At 64.6% G+C, this 25670-nt stretch carries 16 protein-coding genes and 3 rRNA genes; 6 read left to right on the forward strand and 13 right to left on the reverse strand.

Going from position 1 to position 25670, the window contains the following annotated elements; genetic code table 11:
* From hisD to M0R88_RS17885, 3 genes are read right to left on the reverse strand one after another with little or no spacing between them, the layout of a single operon-like run.
* Positions 1-1275, reverse strand: a complete 1275-nt coding sequence (gene hisD, locus M0R88_RS17870; RefSeq protein WP_248654775.1) for a histidinol dehydrogenase — start codon at positions 1273-1275, stop codon at positions 1-3.
* A 57-nt stretch (positions 1276-1332) separates the two neighbouring features.
* A complete protein-coding gene (locus tag M0R88_RS18795; RefSeq protein WP_368409364.1) occupies positions 1333-2823 on the reverse strand; it encodes an extracellular catalytic domain type 1 short-chain-length polyhydroxyalkanoate depolymerase in 1491 nt (496 codons plus the stop codon).
* Positions 2820-3812 (reverse strand): extracellular catalytic domain type 1 short-chain-length polyhydroxyalkanoate depolymerase, encoded by a 993-nt coding sequence (locus M0R88_RS17885; protein ID WP_248654776.1) that lies wholly within the window; start codon positions 3810-3812, stop codon positions 2820-2822. Before M0R88_RS17885 ends, M0R88_RS18795 begins: the two co-directional genes overlap by 4 nt.
* 217 nt (positions 3813-4029) lie before the next feature.
* On the opposite strand from M0R88_RS17885, the gene M0R88_RS17890 reads away from it, so the two are divergent.
* Genes M0R88_RS17890 through M0R88_RS17905 form a run of 4 tightly spaced genes read left to right on the forward strand, consistent with a single transcriptional unit; the run spans position 4030 to position 9532 of the window.
* Complete coding sequence (locus M0R88_RS17890; RefSeq protein WP_248654777.1) at positions 4030-4560, forward strand: (2Fe-2S)-binding protein; 531 nt, start codon at positions 4030-4032, stop codon at positions 4558-4560.
* On the forward strand, positions 4557-5510 hold the full coding sequence (locus M0R88_RS17895; protein WP_248654778.1) for an FAD binding domain-containing protein: 954 nt from the start codon (positions 4557-4559) through the stop codon (positions 5508-5510). Before M0R88_RS17890 ends, M0R88_RS17895 begins: the two co-directional genes overlap by 4 nt.
* The gene (locus M0R88_RS17900; RefSeq protein WP_248654779.1) at positions 5507-7885 is read left to right on the forward strand and encodes a xanthine dehydrogenase family protein molybdopterin-binding subunit; all 2379 of its coding nucleotides are present in this window, start codon (positions 5507-5509) and stop codon (positions 7883-7885) included. Before M0R88_RS17895 ends, M0R88_RS17900 begins: the two co-directional genes overlap by 4 nt.
* A gap of 39 nt (positions 7886-7924) precedes the next feature.
* Positions 7925-9532, forward strand: a complete 1608-nt coding sequence (locus M0R88_RS17905) for a lipopolysaccharide biosynthesis protein (RefSeq protein ID WP_248654780.1) — start codon at positions 7925-7927, stop codon at positions 9530-9532.
* A gap of 158 nt (positions 9533-9690) precedes the next feature.
* Here the strand turns inward: M0R88_RS17905 and rrf are convergent.
* The 7 genes from rrf to M0R88_RS17940 form a co-directional block, all read right to left on the reverse strand.
* A 5S ribosomal RNA gene (gene rrf / locus M0R88_RS17910) occupies positions 9691-9812 on the reverse strand.
* Positions 9813-9955: 143 nt separating this feature from the next.
* A 23S ribosomal RNA gene (locus M0R88_RS17915) occupies positions 9956-12873 on the reverse strand.
* A gap of 455 nt (positions 12874-13328) precedes the next feature.
* A 16S ribosomal RNA gene (locus M0R88_RS17920) occupies positions 13329-14799 on the reverse strand.
* The 16S, 23S and 5S rRNA genes sit together here, the layout of an rRNA operon.
* Before the next feature lie 713 nt (positions 14800-15512).
* Entirely contained in the window at positions 15513-16799 is a 1287-nt protein-coding gene (gene aglM, locus M0R88_RS17925; protein WP_248654781.1) for a UDP-glucose 6-dehydrogenase AglM, read from the reverse strand.
* Between the two features lie 73 nt (positions 16800-16872).
* The gene (locus tag M0R88_RS17930) at positions 16873-17676 is read right to left on the reverse strand and encodes an ABC transporter permease (RefSeq protein ID WP_368409398.1); all 804 of its coding nucleotides are present in this window, start codon (positions 17674-17676) and stop codon (positions 16873-16875) included.
* A 53-nt stretch (positions 17677-17729) separates the two neighbouring features.
* Entirely contained in the window at positions 17730-18764 is a 1035-nt protein-coding gene (locus M0R88_RS17935; RefSeq protein ID WP_248654783.1) for an ABC transporter ATP-binding protein, read from the reverse strand.
* Positions 18765-18996: 232 nt separating this feature from the next.
* On the reverse strand, positions 18997-19689 hold the full coding sequence (locus M0R88_RS17940; protein ID WP_248654784.1) for a potassium channel family protein: 693 nt from the start codon (positions 19687-19689) through the stop codon (positions 18997-18999).
* 85 nt (positions 19690-19774) lie between these two features.
* Between M0R88_RS17940 and M0R88_RS17945 the strand changes: the two genes are divergently transcribed.
* Complete coding sequence (locus M0R88_RS17945) at positions 19775-20140, forward strand: hypothetical protein (protein ID WP_248654785.1); 366 nt, start codon at positions 19775-19777, stop codon at positions 20138-20140.
* Positions 20141-20150: 10 nt separating this feature from the next.
* Here the strand turns inward: M0R88_RS17945 and M0R88_RS17950 are convergent, their stop codons facing one another.
* Both M0R88_RS17950 and M0R88_RS17955 read right to left on the reverse strand, forming a co-directional pair.
* Entirely contained in the window at positions 20151-20354 is a 204-nt protein-coding gene (locus tag M0R88_RS17950; RefSeq protein ID WP_248654786.1) for a hypothetical protein, read from the reverse strand.
* Positions 20351-21955 (reverse strand): TrkH family potassium uptake protein, encoded by a 1605-nt coding sequence (locus M0R88_RS17955; RefSeq protein WP_248654787.1) that lies wholly within the window; start codon positions 21953-21955, stop codon positions 20351-20353. The genes M0R88_RS17950 and M0R88_RS17955 overlap by 4 nt, the downstream gene beginning before the upstream one ends.
* 438 nt (positions 21956-22393) lie before the next feature.
* Between M0R88_RS17955 and M0R88_RS17960 the strand changes: the two genes are divergently transcribed.
* Entirely contained in the window at positions 22394-24688 is a 2295-nt protein-coding gene (locus M0R88_RS17960; RefSeq protein WP_248654788.1) for an amino acid permease, read from the forward strand.
* Positions 24689-24864: 176 nt separating this feature from the next.
* Here M0R88_RS17960 and M0R88_RS17965 read toward each other — a convergent pair whose 3' ends face one another.
* On the reverse strand, positions 24865-25569 hold the full coding sequence (locus M0R88_RS17965) for a universal stress protein (protein ID WP_248654789.1): 705 nt from the start codon (positions 25567-25569) through the stop codon (positions 24865-24867).
* Positions 25570-25670 lie beyond the last annotated feature (101 nt).

Consider the following 25670-nt stretch of genomic DNA (forward strand, 5'->3'; position numbering starts at 1 on the left):
TCAGTCCTCGAACCGTTTCCGGACGCTCTCGGCGTGCGCTTCCAGACCCTCGGCCTCTGCCAACGTCGTAATCGTCTCCGAGAGGTCGCTCAGTCCGTCCTCGTCGAGTCGCTGGACCGTGGTCTCCCGCAGGAAGGTGTCCACCGAGAGGCCGCCGGTAATCTTGGCAAGCCCGTTGGTGGGCAGGACGTGGTTCGTGCCGCTGGCGTAGTCGCCCGCCGCGACGGGGGTGAAGGGTCCGAGGAAGGCCGACCCGGCGCTGTCGATGCGGTCGAGAATCTCCTCGTCGTCCTCGGCCTGAATAGAGAGGTGTTCGGCGGCGTACTCCTCGGCGAAGAGGATGGCCTCGCTCGGCGAGCGCGCCAGAAAGACCCCGCTCGCGTCGCCGTCGAGGGCTTGGCCGGCGACCCCGCTCCGCTCGCGCTCGGGGAGTTGGGTCTCGACTTCCGCGACGATTTCCTCGGCGGTCTCCTCGTCGTCGGTCACGGCCACCACGGACGCCTCGGGGTCGTGTTCGGCCTGCGCGAGGAGGTCCGCCGCGACCAGTCGCGGGTCGGCGGTGTCGTCGGCGACGACCAGCACCTCGCTGGGTCCGGCGAGGAAGTCGATGGCCGCGTCGCCCTGCACCTCGGCCTTCGCCGCCGTCACCCACTTGTTGCCCGGCCCGACGATCTTCTGGACTCTATCTATCTGCTCGGTGCCGTAGGCCAGCGCGGCGACAGCCTGCGCGCCCCCGACGTTGAACACGGCATCTGCCCCCGCGGCGTGGACGGCCGCGAGCGTCACGGGGTTCGTCTCCTCGGCGGGCGGGGTCGCCACCGCGACCTGCTCGACGCCGGCGACCTTCGCGGGAATCACGCCCATCAGCGCGCTGGAGGGGTAGGCCGCGGCTCCGCCGGGGACGTAGACGCCGACGCGTTCGAGCGGGCGGAACCGCCGCCCCAACTCGCGGCCCGACGAGAACTCGCGTCGCCAGTCCTGGGGGAGTTGGGCCTCGTGGAACTCCCGGACGTTCTCCGCGGCGGTCTCGATGGTCTCGCGCATCTCGTCGTCCAACTCGTCGTAGGCGCGCTCGGCCGCGTCGGTGATTTCGAGGTTGCCGACCGACACGCCGTCGAACTCCTCGCAGAACTCCCGGACCGCCACGTCGCCCTCTTCTCGGACGCGCGAGACGATGTCGCGCACGTCGTCGCGGACGCCCTCGATGCCCGCGTCGCGGTCGAACAGCGCCCGGCGGTCGTCGGGACCGAGGTCCGCCAACTCTCTGACGTTCATGGGGAAGGGTTCGGAGCGCGGGCGAAAAACGGTTTCCTTCCGGGGAGGCGCTGGAACCTAGCAGCTATCCACGATTTCGAAGTAGCCCGCGGAGGTCTCTTTCAGCGTCGTGGTCGCGTAGGTGTTGTAGAGACCCATCTGCTCGTCGGACCCCTCGGCGTAGGCGTAGCTCCCGTCGGTGTACGCCCGGCCCGCCTGTACGTGGGCGTAGTTGTCGTCGGTGCCGCAGTAGCCCTCGAAGCTCCCACCGCCGACCGAAACCGTCACCGAGGCGGTGTCGGTCGCGCCCGCGTCGTCCGTGACCGTCAGCGTCGCGGTGTAGTCGCTCGACGAGTCGTAACTGTGGCTGGCGGTCCGGCCGGTCGCGGTCGCGCCGTCGCCGAAGTCCCACTCGTACGAGGCAATGGAACCGTCCGCGTCAGACGACCCCGACCCGTCGAACGAGACCGTCGTGCCCACCGCGGGGTCGGTGGGGCTGGCGTTCGCCGATGCGGTCGGCGCGGCGTTGTCGCTTCCGCCGTCGTCGCCGCCCGAACCGCCGTCCGAGCCGTCGAGCATGAACCGCGAGAAGAAGTCCCAGATGCGCTGGCTCGCGTCGGGACCGCCCGGTGCGGTGTACGAGCCACCGGAGGCACCGCCGGACCACGCGTGGCCCATGCTATCGACTTCGTACTTCTCGACCCAGACCGTCCCGGCGTCGTCGGCGTACTCGTACTTGGTGTAGCTCAGGCTGGACCCGGAGCCGTTGGTCGTGGAGTCGGCAGTATAATCGAGGTTGTCGTCGTCCGCGCCGTCGAGCGCGAGGTCGTTGGTCACGGTCGCGCGCTCGGCCACCTCGTCGCCGTTGCAGGGGTAGACCGTGTAGTCGCTGGTGCCGTGGAAGACGACGGTCGGCACGGGTCGAGTGACGCCGAACTGCTCCATCCGGTCGTAGGCGTGCTGGCCCTCCTCTTCGGGCGTCGGCGCGCCGCTACAACTGCTCATCGCGGTCGTCCCCTCGGACTGGCTCTCGGCGACGTCGTACATCAGCCCGGAGTGGACCCCGGCCGCCGCGAACACGTCGGCGTACTCGACGGTGAGGTTCGGGACGAACCCGCCGCCCGCGGAGAATCCGGCGGCGTAGACCCGCTTGTCGTCGATGGCGTGGTTCGATTTCACCCGGTCTACCATCCCCTTGACGAGCGCGGCCTCGCCGCTCCCGCGGGTGGTGTTGGCGTCGTTGAACCACTGCCAGCACTCGTTGTAGTTCGCGCTCGTAGTCTGGTCGGGGTAGATGACGACGAACGTCTCCCGTTCGGCGACCTCGTTCATCCGAGTCTCGTCCTTGAACGAGTCGGGACTCTGGGTACAGCCGTGGAGCATCACGACCAGCGGTACGTCGGTCGAACCGTCGGCCCCGGTCGGGACGTACTTCTTGTAGGTCCGCCCGTCGTAGCTCTCGGACGTGTAGCTCCCGGCCGCACCCGCCGAGACGCCGGCGAAGGAGGCCGCGGCGACCGAACTGCCCAGCGACTTCAGTAGCGTGCGTCGTTGGAGATTCACGGTCATTCACCTCGGGTTCTGCCTTCGAAGAAGTTCCACATGAGTTGGCTCGCGTCGGGGCCGCCCGGCGCGGTGTACTCGCCGCCCGAAGCGCCGCCGGACCACGCGTGGCCCATGCCATCGACCATCCACTTCTCGACCACGGAGTCACCGCTCGCGTCGTGGTACTCGTAGGCGGTGTAGCTGTAGGCGTCGGCGGTGCCGTCGCGCACCGCGTCGGCGTCGTAGTCGATGCCGCCGTCGTCCGCGTCGTCGGCCGCGAGGTCGTTGGTCTGGGTCGCCTGTTCGGCGGCCTGATGGCCGTTGACGGGGGCGACCGTCCCGTCGTCGGTGCCGTGGAAGACGATGGTCGGAATTTCGCTGGTGATGCCGTAGGATTCCATCGCCTCGTACGCCTGCGTGCCCTGACGCTTCGGGTCGGGACCGCCGTAGGACATCGCGGTCGTGCCGCCGTAAGAGGTCTCGGCCGCGTCGTACTCCAGTCCGGAGTGGATGCCGCCCGCCGCGAACACGTCGGCGTACTCCGCGAGCAGGTTGGGGACCATCGCCGCGCCCGCCGAGAGACCGGCGACGTAGACGCGCTCGGGGTCGAGGCCCTCCGCCTCGACGGTCTCCTGAGTCATCCCGGCGATGACCGCGGCCTCGCCGTCGCCCCGCGTGGTGTTGGCGTCGTAGTACCAGTTCCAGCACAGCGCGCCGTTCCGGGCGTTGTACTGGTCGGGGTAGACGACCGCGAACCCCTCGCGGTCGGCGACCGCGTTCATCCGAGTCTCCTCGCGGAACTGATCGGCCGTCTGGGAACAGCCGTGGAGCATCACCACGAGGGGGTCGCCCGCCCCGACGCCGTCCGGGACGTACTTCCAGTAGTCGAAGCCGCTGTAGTACTCGTTGGTGTACGACCCCGAGGCCGCGGCGGTGCCGACGCCGCCGAGGACGGTCGCCGCACCGACCGCGCTACCGACCGATTTCATTAGCGTGCGTCTGTCGAAGTTCATGGCGTGACATACCGTACCACAGGATAGACGATAATCTAAACAGAGGTTAATATGTAAAATTTGCCAGCGAGCTGCCGTGATTATAGCGTGGATGACAGACCGCTCGCTCCGGTTCCGGTAATTTCTCCTACAGGAACGGAGTTCAGCGAGGATATTAGTACGTCGGTGGCGCACCGGAACGTATCGACCGGCGGGACCGACCCACGATTTCGAAGTCATGACGACCCACGACATCACCCTGACCGTTGACGGCACAGACGAGGAACTGACCGTCGAGTCCCGGACCCTGTTGGTCCACGCTCTTCGGGACCGACTCGACTACACCGCGCCCAACGTCGGGTGCGATTCGGGGACCTGCGGGGCCTGCACCGTCCACCTCGACGGCGACGCCGTGAAGTCCTGCACCGTCCTCGCGGTCCAAGCCGACGGGAGCGACGTGACCACGGCCGCGGGACTCGCGGACGGGGACCTCCACCCGGTTCAGACCGCGCTCCACGAGGAACACGGACTCCAGTGTGGCTACTGCACCCCCGGCATCGCGATGACCGCGACCGACCTCCTCGAGACGAACCCGGACCCCGACCGCGACGAGATTCGGGCCGCGCTCAAGGGGAACGTCTGTCGGTGTACCGGGTACCAGAACGTCGTAGACGCCATCGAGCGCGTCGCGGACGAGACGCGCGACGCCGATTCCGCGGTCGGCGAACCCGGCGACTCCGCCCCTCCTGCCGGAGGTGACGGGTCGTGATTCCGCCCGCGTTCGACTACCACCGGGCGTCGTCGGTCGGAGACGCGCTCGACCGCCTCGAAACGCACGCCGACGACGACCCGGTCGTCCTCGCGGGCGGCCACGGCCTGCTCCCCGACGCGAAGACCGGCGCGGCGAGTTTCGGCGTCGCCATCGACATCGGCGAGATAGACCGTCTGCGCGGCGTCGAGGACGGGACGGGCGAGCGAGAACGAGCGGACGACGACGGTTCGACCGCAGTCGGCGCGCTCACGACCCACGCGACGCTCGCCGAGTCGGCGGCGGTGCGACGCGCCGCCCCAGCGCTGACCGAGGCCGCGGCCGAGGTCGGCGACGTGCAGGTCCGCAACCGCGGGACCGTCGGCGGCAACCTCGTCGAGGCCGACCCGGCGGCCGACCTCCCGGCCGCGGCGGTCGCGGCCGACGCGACGCTCGTCCTCGAAGGTCGGGACGGCGAGCGCGAGGTGTCGGCCGAGGCGTTCTTCCAAGAGGACGGCGGGACCGACCTCGGCGACCGGGAACTCCTGACCGAGATTCGGCTTCCCGACGCGGAGGCCGACGCGACGGAGGCAGGAGGAACCGCGGAGGCCACCGGCGGCGCGTACGCGAAGAAGACCCATCCGGCCACCGGGTACGCGCTGGTCGGGGTCGCGGCCTCGCTCTCGCTCGCGGACGGCACAGTGACCGACGCGCGCCTCGCGGCCACCGGCGTCGCCGACGCGCCCGTGGGACTGACCGCAGTCGAGGACGCGCTCGTCGGACGCGAACCGGACGCGGACGCACTCGCGGAGGCGGCCGAGCGCGCCGGCGCGGGACTCGACCCCGAGGACGCGCGCTCCGACGTGGCGGCATCCGGCGAGTTCCGGCTTCACCTGCTGGAAGTCTACGCCGAGCGCGCGCTGGCGGACGCGGCGGCGAGCGCGGCCGAACGCGAGGGGGTGGACCGATGAGCGAGACGACCGGCGAGGCGGCCGAGCGCGCCGACGCCGCGGCGTCGGCGCGCGACGAGGATGGGGAGTCCGGGGACGCCGACGAGTCGCTGGTCGGGCGGGGCATCTCGCGCCGCGAGGACGCCGCGCTCCTCCGGGGCGAGGCCGAGTTCACCGACGACCTGCGCGCGCCGGGGATGGCCCACCTCGCGCTGGTCCGGAGCGAGTGCGCCCACGGCGACGTGGTGGACGTGGACACAGCAGAGGCGGCCGCGCGCGAGGACGTGGTCGCGGTGTTCACGTGGGCGGACGTGGCCGCGTCGGACGCGCCCGGTACGCTCCCGCTAACGACGGAACCGCTCGACTGCGACCCGCCGGAGCATCCGCTTCTGGCCCGCGAGCGCGTCCGGTATCAGGGCCAACCAGTCGCCGCGGTGGTGGCCGAGGACCGCTACGCCGCCGCCGACGCCGCCCGCACCGTGAACGTGACCTACGACGAGCGCGAGGCGGTCGTGGACCCCGTGGCGGCGACGGCGGAGTCGGCCCCCGACCTGTTCGAGGCGGCCCCGAACAACGTCGCGCTGACGAGCGAACTGGGCGACGCCGACGCGACCGACGAGGCGTTCGCCGACGCCGACCGGGTGGTGTCGCTCGACTTGGAGAACAACCGGCTCATGCCGACCGCGATGGAACCGCGGGCCGCGCTCGCGCGCTGGTCGGCGGGCGACGAGCGACTGACCGTCGAGATGACGGCGCAGGGACCCCACGGCGAGCGCCGGAAGTTCGCCCACTCGCTCGGGTTGGCCGAGGGCGACGTCCGGGTCGTCGCACCCCGCGTCGGCGGCGGGTTCGGCCACAAGAACACGCCCTACCCCGGCGACTCGCTGGCGGGGTGGGCCGCGATGGAACTCGGTCGCCCGGTCAAGTGGACCGCGACCCGGCGAGGCAACTACCTCGCGGGCAACCACGGCCGGGACCACCGGACGCACGGCGAGGTGGCGGTAGACGACGACGGGACGATTCGCGGGTTCCGCGTCGAGACCCACGCGAACGCGGGCGGGCACGGACTCGGGTTCGGTCCGGCGATGCCGGGGAGTTACGGCACCCTGCTGGCGGGTCAGTACGACGTACCCGCGATTCACTGCGAGACCACCGTCGCGTTCACCAACACCGCGCCGGTCCACTCCTATCGGGGGGCCGGACGCCCCGAAGCCATCTACGTCACCGAGCGACTGGTGGACGCCGCGGCGCGCGAACTCGGCACGGACCCGGTGGAACTCCGGCGGCGGAATCAACTCGCGCCCGAGGACCTGCCCCACGAGACCGCGGTCGGGGCTTCGTACGACAGCGGCGACTACGAGGCGACGATGGACGAGGCGCTCGACGCGGTGGACTACGCTGAGCGCACGGCCACGGAGCGCGACGACGAGGGCCGCTACGTCGGCGTCGGCGTGGCCTGTCTCGTGGAGTCGAGCGGCTTCTCCTTCGAGAGCGGCGTCGTCCGCGTCGAACCCGACGGGAACGTCCGCGTCTACGCGGGGACCCACTCCCACGGGCAGGGTCACGAGACGACCTACGCCCAAATCGTCGCTGACGAACTCGGCGTCCCTTACGAGGACGTCGCGGTCGGCGAGGGCGACACCGAACGGATTCCGCAGGGGACCGGTACGTTCGCCAGCAGGAGTACGATCACGGGCGGAAACGCCGTCGCCGAGAGCGCCCGCGATGTTCGCGGGAAGGCCCGGCGGGTCGCGGCCCACCTGCTCGACGCTGACCCGGACGCACTGGCGCTCGACGACGGGACCTTCCGGGTCGAGGGAGCGCCCGAACGGACGTGTGAGGTCGCCGAGGTCGCGGAGGCGGCCTACGGGCCGGGACTCCCCGACCACCTCTCCCCGGGGCTGGAGGCGACGACGTTCTACGAACCCGAGGGGACGACCTACCCCCACGGGACCCACGTCGCGGTCGTCGCGGTGGACCCCGAGACCGGCGAAATCGAGATACTGCGCTACGTCGCGGCCGACGACTGCGGCGAGCAGATCAACCCGACCATCGTGGAGGGCCAGATTCACGGCGGGGTCGCGCAGGGAATCGGACAGGCCCGCTACGAGCAGACCGCCTACGACGAGGACGGGTCGCTGTTGACCGACTCGATGCGGAGCTACGCCGTCCCGCGGGCCGGACAGATTCCCGAGATGGAGACCCGCGCGACCGTCTCGCCCTCGCCGCGCAACGACCTCGGGGTGAAGGGCGTCGGCGAGGCCGGAACCATCGGGGCACCGCCCGCGCTCGTGAACGCGGTCGCCGACGCGCTCGAACCGCTCGGCGTCCGGCACGTGGACATGCCGCTGACCGACGAGCGCGTCTGGCGCGCGATTCGGGACGCCGAGCAGTAGGACCGGCGGACTTATTCGGCGCTTGGCGCAAGTCCGACCGTGACCTCCGAATCGACCGAGGCGGGCGACTCGACCGCCGGGGGCGAGCGTTCGTCGGCGAGCGATTCCTCGCCGGCCGGTGAACCGGTCGGCGACCCCGTGGAGGCCCGTCTCGAAGACGCGCTGGAGCGGGTCGCCCACGGCGCGACCGTCTCGGTGCCAAGTATCCTCGTCCAGCGCGGCCTGACGCTGGCGTTCACCGCGGTCCTGACGAACGGCTTCTCGGCGGGTGCGTACGGCGCGTTCGCGCTCGCCCGGCGACTCCAGCGGTACTTGCTACGAGTCGCGCTCGGCTTCCGGCGGGGACTGAGCAGATTCCTGCCGAACGCGGAGTCGGACGCCGAGCGTGACTCGCTCGCGACATTCGCGGGACTGTTGCTCGTCGGCGCGGCCACCGTCTTCGGCGCCGCACTGTTCGCGGCCGCGCCGCTGGTGACGCAGATCGCCGACGAAGGCGCGCAGTTCGAACGCTACCTGCGCATCTTCGCGGTCGGGGTACCCGCGGGCGTCTGGCTGTTCACCGTCACCGAGATTCTGCGCGGTCTCGAAGCCGTCGGGCCGCTCAACCTCACGCTCCGGGTCTGCTTCCCGACGGCCCAGCTCGGGGTCGGCGCGATCGCTACCTTCGTCTTCCACGACCTCGCGCTCGCCGCCGCCGGCGTGCTGGCCGTCATGGGACTGACCGGCGTCGGAGCGGCCGCGTGGCTGGTCCGCGAACGCGGATTTCGGCCACGGCTCCGAGGCGGAGACGCGCAGCGTCTCCGCCGGACGTACCTCTCGTTCACCCTCCCGCTGTTCGTCGGCGGCATCGCAACGACGACTCAACGCCTCGGGTTCTATCCGCTCATCGCGGTGTTCCTGTCGAGCGTCGCGGGCGGTGTGTTCGCGGTCGGCGTCCTCGTCGGCACGCTGGTCCGGTTGCCGCTAATAGGCATCAACCAGTTCATCCCGCCGGTCGCGGCGGCGCTCCACGAGGAGGGCCACCGGGACGCGCTCCGGCGACTCTACCACGTCACGAGTCGGTTGGTACTGATCGGCGTGACGGGGCTGGCGATTCCGGTCGTCGTCTACCGCGAGACCGTGATGGCGCTGTTCGGCCCGACGTTCGTCGAGTACGCGCCGCTGTTGCCGGGGTTCGTCGTCGCGCAGTACGCGGCGTGCGCCGCGGGCAGCGTCGGCATCCTGCTGACGATGACCGACCACCAGCGGGCACTACTGGTCGTCAACGTCGTCATCACCGCGTTTCTGGCCGTCACGGCGATTCCGCTGACGACGACGTTCGGACTGCCGGGGCTGGTCGGGAGTTATCTCTTGATGCTCACGGTCAACAACGGACTCGAGGTGGTGGTGCTGTACTACCTCGAAGGACTGCAACCGTTCACGCGCCTCCACGCGAAGCCGCTGGTCGCGGGCGTGCCGTTGGCGGTCGTCGCACTCGGGGTCCGGTCCGTACTCTCGGGCGTCGGAGCGCTCGTCGTCGGGACCGCGCTCGGGGTGACGGCCTACGCCACTGCGCTCGGTCTCCTCGGATTCACGGCGGTCGAGCGGCGACTGGCCGCGACGCTCGCGGCGCGGTATCGAGACGAGTTCTCGAAGTCGTTCCGGTAACGACTCGTTTCCGTCCGGACGAGTCCGCACCGATAGTGGCTGGGAGCCGGGTGTGTCGCCGGGGTGCTGTGGCTCGTCGGGAATCGTCGAGTGTGCGTTCGAAATAGAGAAACCCCCGGCTGCAGCATGATGCTGCAGCCGGGGGTTTGTGTATGAGTGGGAGGCGGCGAAGTGGATTTCCCAGAGGCTCGCGCACTCCAGTACTCCCCACAACGCAGGCGGGCTTAACTTCCGTGTTCGGGATGGGTACGGGTGTCGCCCCGCCGCTATGGCCGCCTTAACGCCGACTCGCGGAATCGAACCGCGATTCTTACGCCAGTGTCGGTGGTTCGACGATTGACCGTATGTAGTGTGTGCAATCCAGTTTACGCCTGGACCCGAGTGTGATGCAATCACTTTCGGGTGCAGTGCGGCAATGTGATGAGTGTGTGGCTCGACCTGTTAGTACTCGCGGACTGAACGCCTCGTTGCCTCGGCGCGTACATCCCGAGCCTATTGAACTCGTCTTCTACGAGTGGTCTCGGTGGTATCTCTTTTTCAGGTGGGTTTCGAGCTTAGATGCGTTCAGCTCTTACCCCGTGATGCGTGGCTGCCCGGCACGCGCCCTTTCGGACGACCGGTACACCAGTGGCATCCAATCGTAGTTCCTCTCGTACTATACGATTGTTCCCGTCAGATACCGTAACACCCCCAATAGATAGCAGCCGACCTGTCTCACGACGGTCTAAACCCAGCTCACGACCTCCTTTAATAGGCGAACAACCTCACCCTTGCCCGCTTCTGCACGGGCAGGATGGAGGGAACCGACATCGAGGTAGCAAGCCACTCGGTCGATATGTGCTCTTGCGAGTGACGACTCTGTTATCCCTAAGGTAGCTTTTCTGTCATCTATCGCCCGCATCAAGCAGGCTGATAGGTTCGCTAGACCACGCTTTCGCGTCAGCGTCCCTCGTTGTGGAGGACACTGTCAGACTTCCTTTTGCTCTTGCGCTCTGTTCCGCGTTTCTGACGCGGATGAGGAAATCTTGGGGCACGCTCGATATCTTTTCGAGCGTGTACCGCCCCAGTCAAACTGCCCGGCTACCGGTGTCTTCCTCCCGGAGTGAGGGTCACAGTCACTGACGGGTAGTATTTCAATGCTGCCTCGGTGGCCCGCTAGCGCGGGTACCTGTGTAATGGCTCCTACCTATGCTGCACATCAGCGACCGTGTCCCAGCGACAGCCTGCAGTAAAGCTCTATAGGGTCTTCGCTTCCCCTTGGGGGTCTCCAGACTCCGCACTGGAACGTACAGTTCACCGGGCCCAACGTTGGGACAGTGACGCTCTCGTTGATCCATTCATGCAAGCCGCTACTGAAGCGGCAAGGTACTACGCTACCTTAAGAGGGTCATAGTTACCCCCGCCGTTAACAGGTCCTTCGCCCCGTTGTACCGGGTGTTCAGATACCTGCACTGGGCAGGATTCAGTGACCGTACGAGTCCTTGCGGATTTGCGGTCACCTATGTTGTTACTAGACAGTCGGAGCGTCCGAGTCACTGCGACCTGCTCCTATCCGGAGCAGGCATCCCTTATCGCGAACTTACGGGACTAACTTGCCGAATTCCCTAACGTCGGTTGCTCCCGACAGACCTTGGCTTTCACCGCCAGAGTACCTGTGTCGGATCTCGGTACGGACATCATGCTCCCTTTTCACGGGCCCTAGGTAACACCGACTTGCGCTATCTCCAGCTTCGTTCGCTTCGTGCCGTTACGGCTTCCACGAAGTTCCTGGATTCGACCGGGCGAAAGCCCGGCTCGATGGTTCCCAAGGCGTCGGTTTCACTGCATGATGGCACAGGAGTATTAACCTGTTTCCCTGTTGTCTCATTCGAGTTGCGGTGAGACTTAGGACCGGCTAACCCTCGGCTGATCAGCATTGCCGAGGAACCCTTACTCGTAAGGCCGTCGGGGTTCTAACCCGACTAACGCTGCTACTATGACCAAGATTTTCGTTCCCGTTCGGTCCACGCGAGCTCTCGCCCGAGCTTCCATCCAAACGGAATGCCAACCTACTCAATTGCGGTGTTATCCGCATGGTCAGGTCTCGGTGGTAGACTTGAGCCCCGATCATTTTGGGCGCCTCAAACCTCGGCCGGTAAGCTGTTACGCTTTTCTTAGAGGGTAGCTGCTTCTAAGCTCACCTCCCGGCTGTTTAGGGCTTGAGACCACCTTCAGATTGCACTTAGTCTACACTTTGGGACCTTAACCCGACTCTGGGTTGTTCCCCTCCTGGTGCACAGGCTTACCCCGCACACCGGATTCCCTGCGTCGACGGCGTTCGTAAGTTTGGAGTTTGACAAGGGGACCAACTCCTCTCGGAGTTGGTTCCCCTAATCGGTCGCTCTACCTCACGAACTACCTCGGCAGAGGTCATGCTTCGACATGTTTCGGTTGGAACCAGCTGTTGCCAGATTCGATGGGCCTTTCACCCCTACACGTAGGTCACGGGAGGGTATTGTAGGACACCATCCCTAACAGGCCTCCACGTGCCTTTCGGCACGCTTCACCTTGCCCACGCGTAGATCATCTGGTTTCGGGTCGTGTCCGGTTGACTCCCCGCCCTTGAAGACGGCGGCCCTCGCACATAGTGCTGCGGCCATGTTGGTTTCCCTGTGCCTTCCCCGATGATCGGGTTAGACTCGTCAATCAGACACACTCCTTGGTTCGTTTTTCAAAACGTACGATGAGACACCGGCTCCCTGCAAGTCCTACTGCGAGTTTGCACTCGTGTCGTTTGTTGCAGGGCCTTTCGAGCCTCATCGCTCGATCGCCAACTGATTTCAGGCTCTATTGCACCTCCCGTTGTGGGGTGCTTTTCAGTGTTCGCTCACGCTACTTGTTCGCTATCGGTCTCGAGTCGTGTTTAGTCTTCGCGGTCGATGCCCGCGATATTCACAAGGAATTTCCAATCCCTGTTACTCTGGAGCTGACGCACACCGTAGTGACTCAAATTACGGGGCTTTCACCCTGTATCGCGCTCCGTTCCAGAAGACTTCATTTGAGTGGTCGGGTGCTGAGTGTCAGTCCGGACACCACATTGCCCGTGAGGGCTTCGGTTTGGACTGTGTCGGTTTCACTCGCAGTTACTTACGACATCTCTTGCGATTTCTTTTCCTGTCGATACTAAGATGTTTCAATTCTCGACGTTCCCTATTGCGCAAGGCAATTGCTATGGGGATTCCCATTCGGAGATCCCGAGTTCTTCGCCTCCGTGCGGCTTCCTCGGGCTTATCGCAGCTTGGCACGTCCGTCGTCGGCGCTCGAGCCGAGCCATCCACCAGCTGGCACAGTAGCCACGCTGTTGGTAATCGTTGTTGGTCGCACTGTGACCCGGAGTTGACTGCATCGCAATCGGATCCAGTGGACGCCTGGATTGCACGTACATACGGTCGTCATCGTCACGTCCTATAGGTGGTATAGGAGCGTGCGTCGAACCCTTCCTACACGCGCTTTCACGGTGTAGTGCATCGGTTAGCTTCGGACCTGAACGTTGCCCCGTCTCCCACTTAAGGGACACGGTTCGCGTTCACGTCCGAGACATGAACCCACTAGGAATCGAACCTAGGCTTTCTCCGAAAGGAGACGCTCTGCCACTGAGCTATGGGTTTGTCCCCGAAACGGGGACGCGGTGTAGCCCTGGTAGTTCAAAGGTGCTCGGTCGGTCGTACGAACGGGTCGTCGAGGAACCCTCGCGTATGTGTCTATCCGGGTGGATAGACGGGTGTGGGCCCACCGCGGCGGGTGGGTCCCGTGCGTTAGGAGGTGATCCAGCCGCAGATTCCCCTACGGCTACCTTGTTACGACTTAAGCCCCCTTGCGAAGCCCAGATTCGACCATCGTGGATGGCCTCATCCGGACCTCACTCGGGTGCTTTGACGGGCGGTGTGTGCAAGGAGCAGGGACGTATTCACCGCGCTCTTCTGAAGCGCGATTACTACCGAATCCAGCTTCATGAGGGCGAATTTCAGCCCTCAATCCGAACTACGACCGAGTTTGAGAGATTGCCGTCCTCTTTCGGGGTGGGAACCCGTTGTCCTGGCCATTGTAGCCCGCGTGTAGCCCAGCTCATTCGGGGCATGCTGACCTACCGTTGCCCGTTCCTTCCTCCGCTTTGGCAGCGGCAGTCCTCTTAATGTACCCAACTACCTCGAGGGTATTGCTGGCAATTAAGAGTGCGGGTCTCGCTCGTTGCCTGACTTAACAGGATGCCTCACGGTACGAGCTGACGGCGGCCATGCACCTCCTCTCTGCAGCTCGGGTAAGCCCATCAGACTGACCGTCGTTACTGCAGTCGGAGCTGGTGAGATGTCCGGCGTTGAGTCCAATTAAACCGCAGGCTCCTCCGGTTGTAGTGCTCCCCCGCCAATTCCTTTAAGTTTCATCCTTGCGGACGTACTTCCCAGGCGGCCCGCTTCTCGTCTTCACTACAGCACAGCACACACTCGTGGTGTGTGCCATACTTAGCGGGCATCGTTTACAGCTAGGACTACCCGGGTATCTAATCCGGTTCGTGACCCTAGCTTTCGTCCCTCACCGTCGGGTCCGTCTTCCTGAGGCGCTTTCGCCACCGGTGGTCCGTCCAGGATTACAGGATTTCACTCCTACCCCGGACGTACCCCTCAGGTCTTCCGGCCCCAAGCCAGCTGGTTTCCGCCGGACGCCCACTCGTTGAGCGAGTGGATTTCCCGACGGACCTGTCTGGCTGGCTACGGACGCTTTAGGCCCAATAATAGCGGCCATCACTCGGACTGCCGGTATTACCGCGGCGGCTGGCACCGGTCTTGCCCAGTCCTTGTTCCTGAACCACCTTACGGTTCAGAAAAGCGAGGACTATATGCCCTCGCACTCGGAATCCCCTTATCGCACTGTCGTGCAGTGTAAAGTTTTCGCGCCTGCTGCGCCCCGTAGGGCCCGGAATCTTGTCTCAGATTCCGTCTCCGGGCTCTTGCTCTCACAACCCGTACCGATTATCGGCACGGTGGGCCGTTACCCCACCGTCTACCTAATCGGCCGCAGCCACATCCTGTAGCGCTGGCGCGTTTCTGACTCTCGACACTCCAGTCTGAGAGTCGTATCCAACATTAGCCTCAGTTTCCCGAGGTTATACTGGTCTACAGGGTAGTTTGGCCACGTGTTACTGAGCTATCTGCCACGGGTCTAAACCCGTGCGACTAGCATGGCTAAATCGGACTCCGATAGCAATGGCCTCCGGCAGGATCAACCGGAATGGTTGCCGAGCGCACAATGGCTCGGTGGGTTTCTGGCGGAGACACAAGTATCGTGTCTATCTTCTATGGTCCGTTAGTTCGACGACGCCGGTCGTAACCGACCGAGTGTCACCGAACTACCAGGGCTAACATCAGATTCCATCGTGTACGGCGGACCGCAGGGGTGGAATCCTCATTTCCTTCGGACCCGAACGTTGGTTTCGATTGGTCTTAAACCCATCGAAGCTCGTCGGGTCCGAGACTGCGAAACGAGTTGAACGCTTCGCAAATCGCATCGAATCTTTCGTCGCGTTGGGTTTGAGGTGCCCGTATCGGATAAGGGCATCGAACCGCGCGTGCGTCCTTCGGTGGGAAGACCCCCGAAGGCTCGTCACATCCAATCCGAGTACCCTGTTACACTTAAGGGCGTCGGATTGGGTGCGTGGCGAACGTCCCGAACCGCGGGACGCCGCGTACATCACTACGAAACACCCGGATAAATTTAAGGCCGTCGAATCGAAGCCTCATTGCGTAGCGTTTCCACGGGAACAGGGAACGTCCCACCTCGACGGGGTAATCGTGGCTTACGGAGGAACGGCGAGGACGCGCCGAACGGCGTTCGACGAGCGAACTCTATTATTTTGATTCGCGCTCACGTGCGAGTGACTGAAGAACCGAGACTCTGTCGAGTAGCTTGAGGCGTCGAGAAAAGGGGAGAAGGAGTTATCGCCGTCTTACCACGTCAGGCCCTCGTAGGTCAGGCCGTCACGTCGCTCCACGACGTGGCGGCCGTCCACGACGACCGGACGGGCCATCGCGTCGAACTCCGAGTCGAGCGCTTCGAACTCGTCCCAGTCGGTGACGACGAGCGCACCGTGCGCGTCTCGGAGCGCGTCCGCGGCGTCCTCCGCGTACGTCACTTCGGGGAACCGCTCGCGCATGTTGTCGATTGCGACCGGATCGTACGCCACCACTTCGGCCCCGAGCGCGTCGAGCCGCTCGATGACCGGGATGGCGCGCGAGTTCCGAATATCGCCGGTACCGGGTTTGAACGACAGCCCGAGAACGGCAATCGGTCGCCCCTCGACGTTCACGTGGTCGGTCAGCAACTCCACCATCCGGTCGGGTTGTCCGTCGTTGACCGAGACGACCGCCTCCAACAGTTCCGGGTCGTACCCCGACTCGCGTGCAGTGTCGATGAGCGCCGCGGTGTCCTTCGGGAAGCACGACCCGCCCCAGCCGACGCCCGACCGGAGGAAGCGTTCGCCGATGCGGTCGTCCATTCCGATGGCGTCCGCGACCTCGTAGGCGTCGATGCCGAACTCCTTGCAGACGTTCCCGAGTTCGTTTATCAGGCTGATCTTCGACGCGAGGAAGACGTTGTTCGCGTACTTCACCATCATCGCGGTTTCGGGGTCGGTCTCGACCACGTTGGCACCGGTGTCGGCCACGAGCGGCGCGTACACCGCCCGGAGCCGTTCGGTCGCCCAGTCGGAGTCGGTGCCGAAGACGATCTTCTGCGGGTCGAGGAAGTCCTCGACCGCCGACCCCTCGCGCTGGAACTCCGGATTCGCGGCCACCTCGACGTAGTCGCGCGCGCTGCCGGCACCGTCGAGGACCGCCGCCCGTAACTCCTCGACGTTCGGCGGCGTGACCGTACTCTTGACGACGACGAGGTGGCGCTCCGTGGCGTCCCGAAGCGCCTCACCGGTCATCTCGGCCGCGCTCAGGAGCGGCCCCGTGTCGATGCTCCCGTCCGACCGGGAGGGCGTCTGGACCGCGAGAAACGTCACGTCGGCGTCCGCGAGGTTCTCGTAAGAAGTCGTCGCGGAGAGCGATTCCCCGACGTGTTCCGCGAGCAGGTCGTCCAGTCCGGGTTCGTGAATCGGCGACTCGCCCGCGTTGATGGCGGCGACGACCTCCTCGTCGATGTCGATGGTCGTCACCTCGTGGCCGAGGTCGGCGAGACAGGCCCCCACCGTCGTCCCGACGTAGCCGCTACCGATGATGTTGATTTGCACGTTTGACAGCACCTCGGCACGTCACATCAGGGTTACGGGTGGAGGGAGAAGAGCGCAACCGAGAGACGCCGACTCAGTAGTCGCCGAGGACGCCGAGTCGTCGCGCGCGCCGGGTCGCGTACTCGAAGACGGCGTACCCCAGCGCCACGTAGCCGACCGCCGTGCCGAGCAGAATCACGAGGTCGGCGAGGGGGAACTCCCAGAGGCGAACGCCATCGACCATCGCGCGCTGGAGCATCGAACTCCCGAGCGCGAGCGGGAGGAACTTCGTCCACCCCAACTCGAACGCCGGGGCCGAGATGAGGACGATGAATCCGAACTGCAGTAGATTGAGCCAACTCCCGATTCGCTTGTAGAGGACGGTGACGCCGCCGGCCGCGAAGCCCAGTCCCAGCACCGAGGCGACGCTCAGGACCGCGACCGGGACGACGGTCACCACGTCGAGGGTGAGCGTCGTGCCGGTCACGAGCAGCATCGCGGCGAGGATGACCGTCGAGGTGACGAACGTCCGGACGAGCTTGGCGACGCCCTTGAGGAAGGCGACGGGCGCGAACCCGAACGGCGTCATGACGTGGCGCTCGAGCGTTCCCCACTGGACTTCGCTCCCGATGTCGTTCGAGATGGACGAGTAGGCCCCGACCGAGAGCGTCCAGAGGAAGTAGCCGACGACGATGCCCTCGATGGAGTCGGTTATCGCCCGCCCCGCGAGCATCCGGCCGCCGTAGAACAGCAGGCCGAAGAAGAACAGCGAGACTACGATGCCACCGACGGCGTTGGCCGGGTAGCGAACGAAGAGGAGGTACTCCCGGTAGAGGACCGCCTTCGCGAGTTGCAGGTAGCCCGCGGGTCGCGGTGCATCCCGTGTCGCTCCGTCCATCCCCGGTGCGTCCTGTTCGGGACGAGACCCGGACGCGTCGAGGTGCGAGTCCGTCATCGTTCCTCCCGTCTGGTCAGCTCCACGAACACGTCTTCGAGGTCCCAATCGACCGTCTCGACCGCGTCGAGGGTCACGTCGCGGCTCCGGAGGAACGCCGTCAGCGCGTAGAAGCCGTCGCTGTCGGTCGCCACTTCGACGCGGGTCCGGTCGCCCGACCGCTCGATTTCGGTCACCTCGAACCGGTCACGCAGGTCGGCCACCACCGTCTCGTCGAGGTCGGCGCTCGTGACGCGGTAGCCCCGCGCGTCGAAGCCGTGGAGTAGGTTCTCCACGCTGTCGTCGGCGATGACCCGGCCCTCGTTCATGATGACCACGCGGTCGCAGATGTCCTCGATGACGTCCATGTCGTGACTGCTCACGACGACGGTCAGGTTGCGCTCGGCGACGATGCGTCGGAGTTCCCGCCGGAGCGTCAGCGAACTCTCCACGTCGAGTCCGAGCGTCGGCTCGTCCAGGAACACCACGTCCGCCTCGCTTGCGAGGACGCTGGCCAGCGACACCTTCTGTTTCATCCCGCGCGAGAGGCTCCGGACCGGTTGGTCGGCCGCGTCCGCGAGGTCCAACTTGTCGAGCAGTCGCTCGTGGCGGTCGGCTATCGAGTCGGGGTCTACTCCGCCGATGGTCGAGAAGTACCGCAGGTTCTCGCGGACGGTCAACCGCCAGTAGTCGTTGCGCGCCCCCTCCAACATCGCATCGACGTGGGCGTAGGCCCGCCGAGGCTCGTCGTACACGTCGATGCCGTGAATCCGGACCGACCCCTCGTCGGACAGGACCATTCCGAGAATCGACTTGATGGTCGTCGTCTTCCCCGCGCCGTTGGGACCGAGCAGGCCTACGACCGACCCCCGTTCGACCGAGAACGACACGTCCTCGACCGCGGTGACCGCCTCCGGACCGCTCCCGAACTGCTTGCGAAGCCCCTCGACGGCGATGGCGGGCGACCCTCCGGCGTCGGGCGGAGACGGTTCCGCCGCGGACTGCTCTCCCCCCGATCTCTCGGGACGCTCCCGATTCTCCTGAATCGTCATTACCGACCGTAGGAGTCTGACGAGTAAAAGCGCAGTCACCGCTCGGCGACGCTCGGTTTCGAGAAACGACCGCGGTCAGCACGGACTCGCTTTCGGGAAGTCGGTCGTAGAAGCAGGAATTCGTCCGTCGTCGAATCGTCCGCCATCGGATCGTCCGTCGTCGGAACTCCCGTCGCGTGTAAAGTCCGAGCTTCGAGGGGAGACGTGTCCGGGGAGGAGGCGGTCGAGACCGTCATCGGGCGGCTTGCGAACTCACGTCCTCCTCTCCGACGAACACCTCGATGATCTTCGGCTCGAACCCTCGCGTCGAGAACACGGTTACCAAGTCGCCGAGTTGGATTTCCGTCTCGCCTTGGGGGAGGATGACGGAGTGGTCCCGCTCGATGGCGACGACCCGGACGTCGTCCGGGATGAGACCATCTTTGTCGGCCGCGGCGAGCGTCCGACCGGCGAGCGGACTGCTCTCACCGACCGTGATTTCGAATATCTCCGCGTCGCCGGACAGGTGCATGAAGTCCTTGATGGAGGGGCGTTGGACCGCGCGATAGAGATACTCCGCGATGAGGTGTTCGGGATTTTCGAGGACGTTGACGCCCAACTGTCGAAACAGACTCATGTGTTCCGGGTTGTGGACGACGGAGACCTGCGACGGGATTTCGAGTTCCTGAGCGAGCAGCATCACCATGATGTTCGTGGCGTCCGACTCGGTCGTACTGATGATGGCGTCCGCTTGGTCGGCACCCGCCTCTTCGAGCGCGTCCATGACCGTCGCGTCTCGGTTCAGGACGAGGCAGTCGTAGTCCTGGGCAACGCGCGTCGCTACGGTCTCGTCTTGCTCGATTACGACGACGTTGTTGTTCTCGCGGGTGGCGATTTCGAGGAGTTGAGACCCGATGTCTCCCGCACCGACAATGATAATGTACATATCTGGTTTTACGGATACACAATCGTTTAAAGGTGAGGTATTCCGATTCCACAATTCTAAGTGGGTGAAATCCGAAGTACCGGCCATGGCACAGGACCCGAACGGTCGCTCGAACGCCCCGCCGTCGTCGTCCGGCGATCTACCGGCGGACCTCGTGGACCGACTCGCGGAACTGGACGAGTCCGAACTCCGTGCTGTCCTATCGTACGGTCGGTCGCTGTTACCGGAACCGCCGACGGTGGAGGACTTGCTCGAAGAATGCGGGGAAGAACTCCTCGACGTGGAAGCGAAGGAAGGCTACACGGCGGTCGTCAAAGAGCAACCGTGCGCGACGGGATGTGACGACTGTCCTCACGGACCGTACCTGTATCACGTCAGGGTCGAGAAGCACCCCGAGCAGGGGGAAAGGCCGTCGTTACATTGGAAGTTCATCGGCCCCGTGCACGAGTAGGGGAGCGACGTCACGACGAGAGGCTTTTCGTGAGCGTGTAGCCCACGAACGCGACTAGGTACCCGACTACCGAGAGGGACGTGAACATCGACCGACCGAGGAGCGCGATAGCGACGACGAGGAGCGGCCCCGCGAGTAGCAGCGAGTCGAACACTCGGTCGTTCGGTCCCGCGGCGAGAATCTCTCCGACGATGGGAACGGTATCGACGTTCATTGGTATCCTCCGAATCGGGTGAAGACTCCCCGGAGTAGAACCAGCACCGGGATGATTTCGAGTCGTCCGATCCACATGTTGAACAGGAACATCACTTTCGCGGGCGTCGGCATACTCGGCCCGGTAATGCCCGACGACAGGCCCACGTTCCCCTGTGCGCTCGCGACCTCGAACAGGACGTTTTCGAGCGTGAACCCGTCCGGCCCGCCCATCGGAAGGACGAGGAGTAAAACGAACGCGCCCAGCGCGAGGAACGCGAACCAGAGGAACGTAATGATCGCCGCCTCCTCGAACTCCTTCGACCGCTCGGTTTCGGACAGGTTTCGACCGTTGAGACTGAACGTCCGAATCGCGGACGGCGGATAGAACACGTCCCGTATCCGGAACATCGTTCCCTTCGTCAACGTTAGCGCTCGTATCAGCTTGATTCCGCCGACGGTCGAGCCGGCCGCCGCACCGACGACCATCCCGAACGCGACGACGAGCTGCGCCTGCGCCGACCACGCCGTTCCGAGCGAACCGGCCGTCTGGAAGCCGGTACACGACGCCGCCGAGACGAACTGGAACGCACCGTATCGGAACGCTTGGAGGAGTGCGGCGCTGTTCCCGGTCAGCGTGATGCCCGCGACGGTCATCGAGGCGGGCGTGTACACCTGGTTCGAGTAGAGTATCGCGGTGAGACCGAGCGCACCGGCGGTGAAGTAGATGAACACCCACCGCGTCTGGAGGTCCTCGTAGAAGTTCCGGAGGTCGCCCTGCAAGATGAGGTAGTGGATGGGAAAGGCGATGCTTCCGAGGACCATGACCGGAAGCAGCGCGAAGTCGATGGCGACGCTGTCGTAGGTCGCGATGCTGTTGTCCGTGATGGAGAACCCGCCGGTGGCGAGACCGGTCATCGCGTGGTTGATGGCGTCCCACATCGGCATCCCCGCCAGCCAGAGCAACAGAATCGAGACGAAGGTGAACAGGAGGAAAATCCACCAGATAGTCCGAACCGTCGAAACGATACCCGGATGAATCTTCTCGGAGCGCGCCTCGCTCTCGTAGAGGGTGAGCGACCCGCTACCGGGCCGGGCCAGAATCGCGGTCGTGAGCACGATGACGCCCACGCCGCCGACCCACTCGATGAACGACCGCCACCACTGGAGAACGTGAGGGAGCGAACTCTCGTCGTCGGTCATCGTGAGTCCCGTCCCCGTGAACCCCGACATCGACTCGAAGAACGCGTTCAGCGGGTTGCGGAACGCCGCGAGCGTCGATGCCGCGCGCCCGGTGAGGTCCGGCGCGTTCAGGAGTCCAGGGTCGAGGTGGACCGTCCACGCGACGAGGACGAACGGGAGCGCACCGAACAGCGCGACGAGGAACCACCCCGACGCGGCGATCGTCATCCCGTGGAGTTTTCCGGGGTCGGCGGCGTCGGCGTACCGAGTCGAGAGCCACCAGCCGAGGGTCAGCGGAATCAGACCCGAAACGACCATCGGCGGTATCACGTAGTACTCGCTCCAAACCACCGGAACGACGAGCGAGACGAACATCAGCCCCGCTAGCGCTTCCAGCATCCGTCCGAGGTCACGACCGATAGTCCCGAGATGACCGTTCATCGTTTACGCTGAGTTCATTGTTCTGCAGAGGCTTTCGTACCGCATTCTGTACGCGTCAGTCTGAGAAACCTGTTGGGAGTAGTTTAAAACTTCTGATTGCCGAATTTCTTTTATAAGCATGATACTCGAACCGAGATATGATTGGATAGAATTCCGGAATGAGACCCGAACCGGGTCTTTCCCTCCGATGGCTCCGACACGTCGCCAACGGTTATAATTTATATATCCTACAATTATATCTTCGGAGCGAATAATCTCTCTCCCGCTCTAACACGGCTACTAAACCACCTTTATGTATAGCTGGTGTGAACCGTGACTCACTACAGCTATACGTATGACAGAGGATCTACTCAAACGAATCGTCGTCCCGGTAGCTTCCGAGGAGGACGCGGAGGCAACGTGCGAGCAGGTTCTCCCCGACGGCGAGGGAGGTGGCGGATGACCGACCAAGAACTCGCCCGCGACCTCGGGTTCCTCGAAGCGTACACCATCGGTCTCGGAACGATGATCGGCGCGGGCATCTTCGTCTTACCGAGCATCGCCGCGAGGGCGGCGGGTCCGGCGAGCATGATTTCGTTCGCCATCGGCGGACTCGTTTCACTGCTCGCGGCGCTCTCTCTTTCGGAACTCGCCACGGGGATGCCCAAGGCCGGCGGAAGCTACTACTACGTAAATCGGTCGCTCGGAAGCTTCTTCGGGAGTATCGTCGGATGGGGCATGTGGGCCGGGCTGATGTTCGCGTCCGCGTTCTACATGCTCGGGTTCGGCCAGTATCTGACGTACTTCGTCCCGATGGGGGCGACCGGTGTCGCTATCGCGGCACTCGTCATGGCCGCCGTCCTGACCGGTGTGAACTACTACGGCGTCAAGGAGACCGGTACGCTCCAGAACGTCATCGTCCTCGCGCTCGTCGGACTCATCATCGTCTTCATCGTGTTCGGCGTTTTGAGCGTGGACACCGAGATGCTCACCCCGTTCTTGCCGCCCGAAGGCTGGCCCGCGGTCGCGGCCACCGCGGGGACGATTTACGTCTCGTTCATCGGATTCGAGGTCATCGCCACCAGCGCCGAGGAGATCAAGAACCCGAGCCGGAATCTGCCGCTGTCGATGATCGCGGCGGTCGTCACGCCGACGCTGATGTACGTGCTCGTGATGTTCGTCAGCACCGGCACTCTCCCCATCGACACGCTCGCCGACTTGAACATTCCAGTCGCCGTCGTGGCGGAGACCGTAATGCGCCCGTTCGGACGTATCGAAATCGGACCGATTTCGTTTTCGATGGCCGAAGCGGGTGCGTTCACGATGGTCGTCGGCGCGATGCTGGCGACGGTGTCGAGCGCCAACGCGTCCATCCTCTCTGCGGCCCGCGTCAACTTCGCCATGGGCCGGGACAAGATTCTGACTAACTGGCTCAACCAAGTTCACGACCGGTTCCGCACGCCCTACCGCGCCATCGTCGCCACCGGTGCGGTCATTCTCGTGCTCATCGCAAGTGGCGTCCCCATCGGAACGCTAGCCGAGGTCGCGTCGTTCTCGTATCTCATCACCTACTCGTTGGTCCACGTCGCCGTCGTCGTGATGCGACGAGCCGACCCGGACGACTACGACCCCGCGTTCGAGATTCCGAGCATCCTCTATCCGATCGTCCCTATCGTTGGATTCCTCGCTTGTATCGCGATTCTCCTTCAGATGAGTTGGATCGTGCAGGCCGTCGGTGTCGCAATCGTGTTGGTCGGCGTCGTCTGGTACTTCGCGTACGCCCGCCACCGAGCCATCACCGATGGACTGGTCGGAGAAGCCATCGCGGCGGAACCGACGGCCGCAGCGGACGGGAAGGGGAACTACCGGGTGGTCGTCCCCGTCGCCAACCCCGATACCGAGCGCGACCTGCTCCGGTTGGCCGCCGCGAACGCTCACGCTCACGAGGACGAACAGGCCGAAATTATCGCCGTCAACGTCATCCAAGTGCCCCAACAGACGTCGCTCTCCCAAGACGTCGAGTTCGAGGAAGAGCGCGTCCAGCGCCAACAGGAACTCCTCGACGCGGCACAGGACATCGCGGCGGACCTCGACATCGGTATCCGGACGCGAGCAATCGTCGGCCGCGACGTCGGCGACGTCGTCCTCGACGTGGTCGAGGACGAGCGTGCGGACCACGTGTTGATGGGCTGGAAGGGGACGCGGAGTGCCCGCGAACACATCCTCGGCTCGAATATCGACCAGATCGTCAAGTACGCGCCCTGTAAAGTGACACTGGCGAAGCTTGCGACGACGGAGCGCGTCGATACCGTCGAGGACGTCGTCGCACTTGCCGGAGAGGGCCCCCACGCTCCCGTGGCGGCGAGTCACGGGGCAGAACTGGTCGATACGGCTCAGGGAGCCGGTTCGCTGACGCTACTCAACGCGCAGCGACCGGACGACGACGCGGACCCGCAGGAACTGGGAGAGGCGGTAATCGAAGACGTCGCCCGACGGGCCGGTATCGAGTACGTGGACTACGAGAGCAGGGTCGTCGTCGGCGAAGACATAGAGGAGGTACTCCTCGACGCCGTCGCCGCGTACGATACGGTCTGCGTCGGTGCGACTCGATCCGGGTCGGTCTCGCAAGCGCTGTTCGGGTCGATTCCCGAGAAAATCGGCGAAGAGGTGGACGCTACCGTCGTGATGGTTCGCGGTCAGAAGGAGACGGCGCGGAGCGTCCGTCAGGGAATCATAGACCGCCTGAGCGGTTGAAACCGCCGCTCTAGCTCTTTTCGACGGACGGGGTGCGACGACGCGGAGAACCTGCCCGACATGGAGAAGTCCACCGAACGGGGACCGAAAACTACCCAGACGCACGACAGCACTCTTCTCCGCCGTTCGTGTCAGCGCCACTAGATACCCACCGATGCAGTCGCTGGCGTTCGCTTCTAGGTGTCTCGGACGACGATGATGGGTAGCTCCGTCCGGTCGGCGATCGACTCGTACGTCGGTCCGAAGACCCGTTCCACTCCCGGTTCCTGCGTTTCGCCCATGACGATCAGGTCGTTGTCCCCCGCCGCTTGGCTTATCGCAAACGACGGGTCGCTATCGACGACCACCTCTTTGTCGATTCCCCGCTGTGAGTAGCCTTCCGCCACGAGTCGCTGTTTGACGTCCGAGAGCAGTCGTTCTCCGGCTTCGACGTCGTCTTCCGACTCGGCGACGTGGAGGAGGTTCGTGTGCAGAAGGACTTCCTGATTCAACGCGCACAGGAAATCAGTAATCGGTTCCGTGAACTTCTCGTCGCGGATCGCGACGAGAACGTGACCGAAGGTCGTCATCGGATTCGGGACGAGGAGGGCGTCCACGTCGCGCTCCTCGGCGACGGTCGTCGGTGCGCCTTCGACGTTCTCCCCCATGACCAGTTCAACCTCGGCGGTCTCACCCTTGCGAACGAAGTCGGCCGCGAGCGTGTAGAGGACCTGATTCGCCTCGATTTCGCGCCGCTGCCTCTCGTCCGGCGTCAACTCGTCCTGCGTTTCGTAGACGCCGAGGAGGACGACCTTACAACCGGTCAATCCCTCGACGAACGTCGAGGGGAGCGGGTCCGGGTCCGGGAACTCGACTGGAATCAACACGGTCTGTGACGACATGTCGTTCACCGATACGGTCCGGCGACCAAAATTCTCTACGGCTATTTCTTCTCCTTCCGAACGACAGCTTATAAGTGAATTCTCGATGCCGAGCCGATGCA

It is taken from the genome of Halorussus gelatinilyticus, assembly GCF_023238445.1.
Classification (GTDB): domain Archaea; phylum Halobacteriota; class Halobacteria; order Halobacteriales; family Haladaptataceae; genus Halorussus; species Halorussus gelatinilyticus.

What these genes read in the sequence shown, in the direction of transcription:
- hisD (WP_248654775.1), bottom strand. Translation starts at nt 1,275, where the DNA reads ATGAACGTCAGAGAGTTGGCGGACCTCGGTCCCGACGACCGCCGGGCG.
- M0R88_RS18795 (WP_368409364.1), bottom strand. Translation starts at nt 2,823, where the DNA reads ATGACCGTGAATCTCCAACGACGCACGCTACTGAAGTCGCTGGGCAGT.
- M0R88_RS17885 (WP_248654776.1), bottom strand. Translation starts at nt 3,812, where the DNA reads ATGAACTTCGACAGACGCACGCTAATGAAATCGGTCGGTAGCGCGGTC.
- M0R88_RS17890 (WP_248654777.1), top strand. Translation starts at nt 4,030, where the DNA reads ATGACGACCCACGACATCACCCTGACCGTTGACGGCACAGACGAGGAA.
- M0R88_RS17900 (WP_248654779.1), top strand. Translation starts at nt 5,507, where the DNA reads ATGAGCGAGACGACCGGCGAGGCGGCCGAGCGCGCCGACGCCGCGGCG.
- M0R88_RS17930 (WP_368409398.1), bottom strand. Translation starts at nt 17,676, where the DNA reads ATGGACGGAGCGACACGGGATGCACCGCGACCCGCGGGCTACCTGCAA.
- M0R88_RS17935 (WP_248654783.1), bottom strand. Translation starts at nt 18,764, where the DNA reads ATGACGATTCAGGAGAATCGGGAGCGTCCCGAGAGATCGGGGGGAGAG.
- M0R88_RS17940 (WP_248654784.1), bottom strand. Translation starts at nt 19,689, where the DNA reads ATGTACATTATCATTGTCGGTGCGGGAGACATCGGGTCTCAACTCCTC.
- M0R88_RS17945 (WP_248654785.1), top strand. Translation starts at nt 19,775, where the DNA reads ATGGCACAGGACCCGAACGGTCGCTCGAACGCCCCGCCGTCGTCGTCC.
- M0R88_RS17950 (WP_248654786.1), bottom strand. Translation starts at nt 20,354, where the DNA reads ATGAACGTCGATACCGTTCCCATCGTCGGAGAGATTCTCGCCGCGGGA.
- M0R88_RS17955 (WP_248654787.1), bottom strand. Translation starts at nt 21,955, where the DNA reads ATGAACGGTCATCTCGGGACTATCGGTCGTGACCTCGGACGGATGCTG.
- M0R88_RS17960 (WP_248654788.1), top strand. Translation starts at nt 22,394, where the DNA reads ATGACCGACCAAGAACTCGCCCGCGACCTCGGGTTCCTCGAAGCGTAC.
- M0R88_RS17965 (WP_248654789.1), bottom strand. Translation starts at nt 25,569, where the DNA reads ATGTCGTCACAGACCGTGTTGATTCCAGTCGAGTTCCCGGACCCGGAC.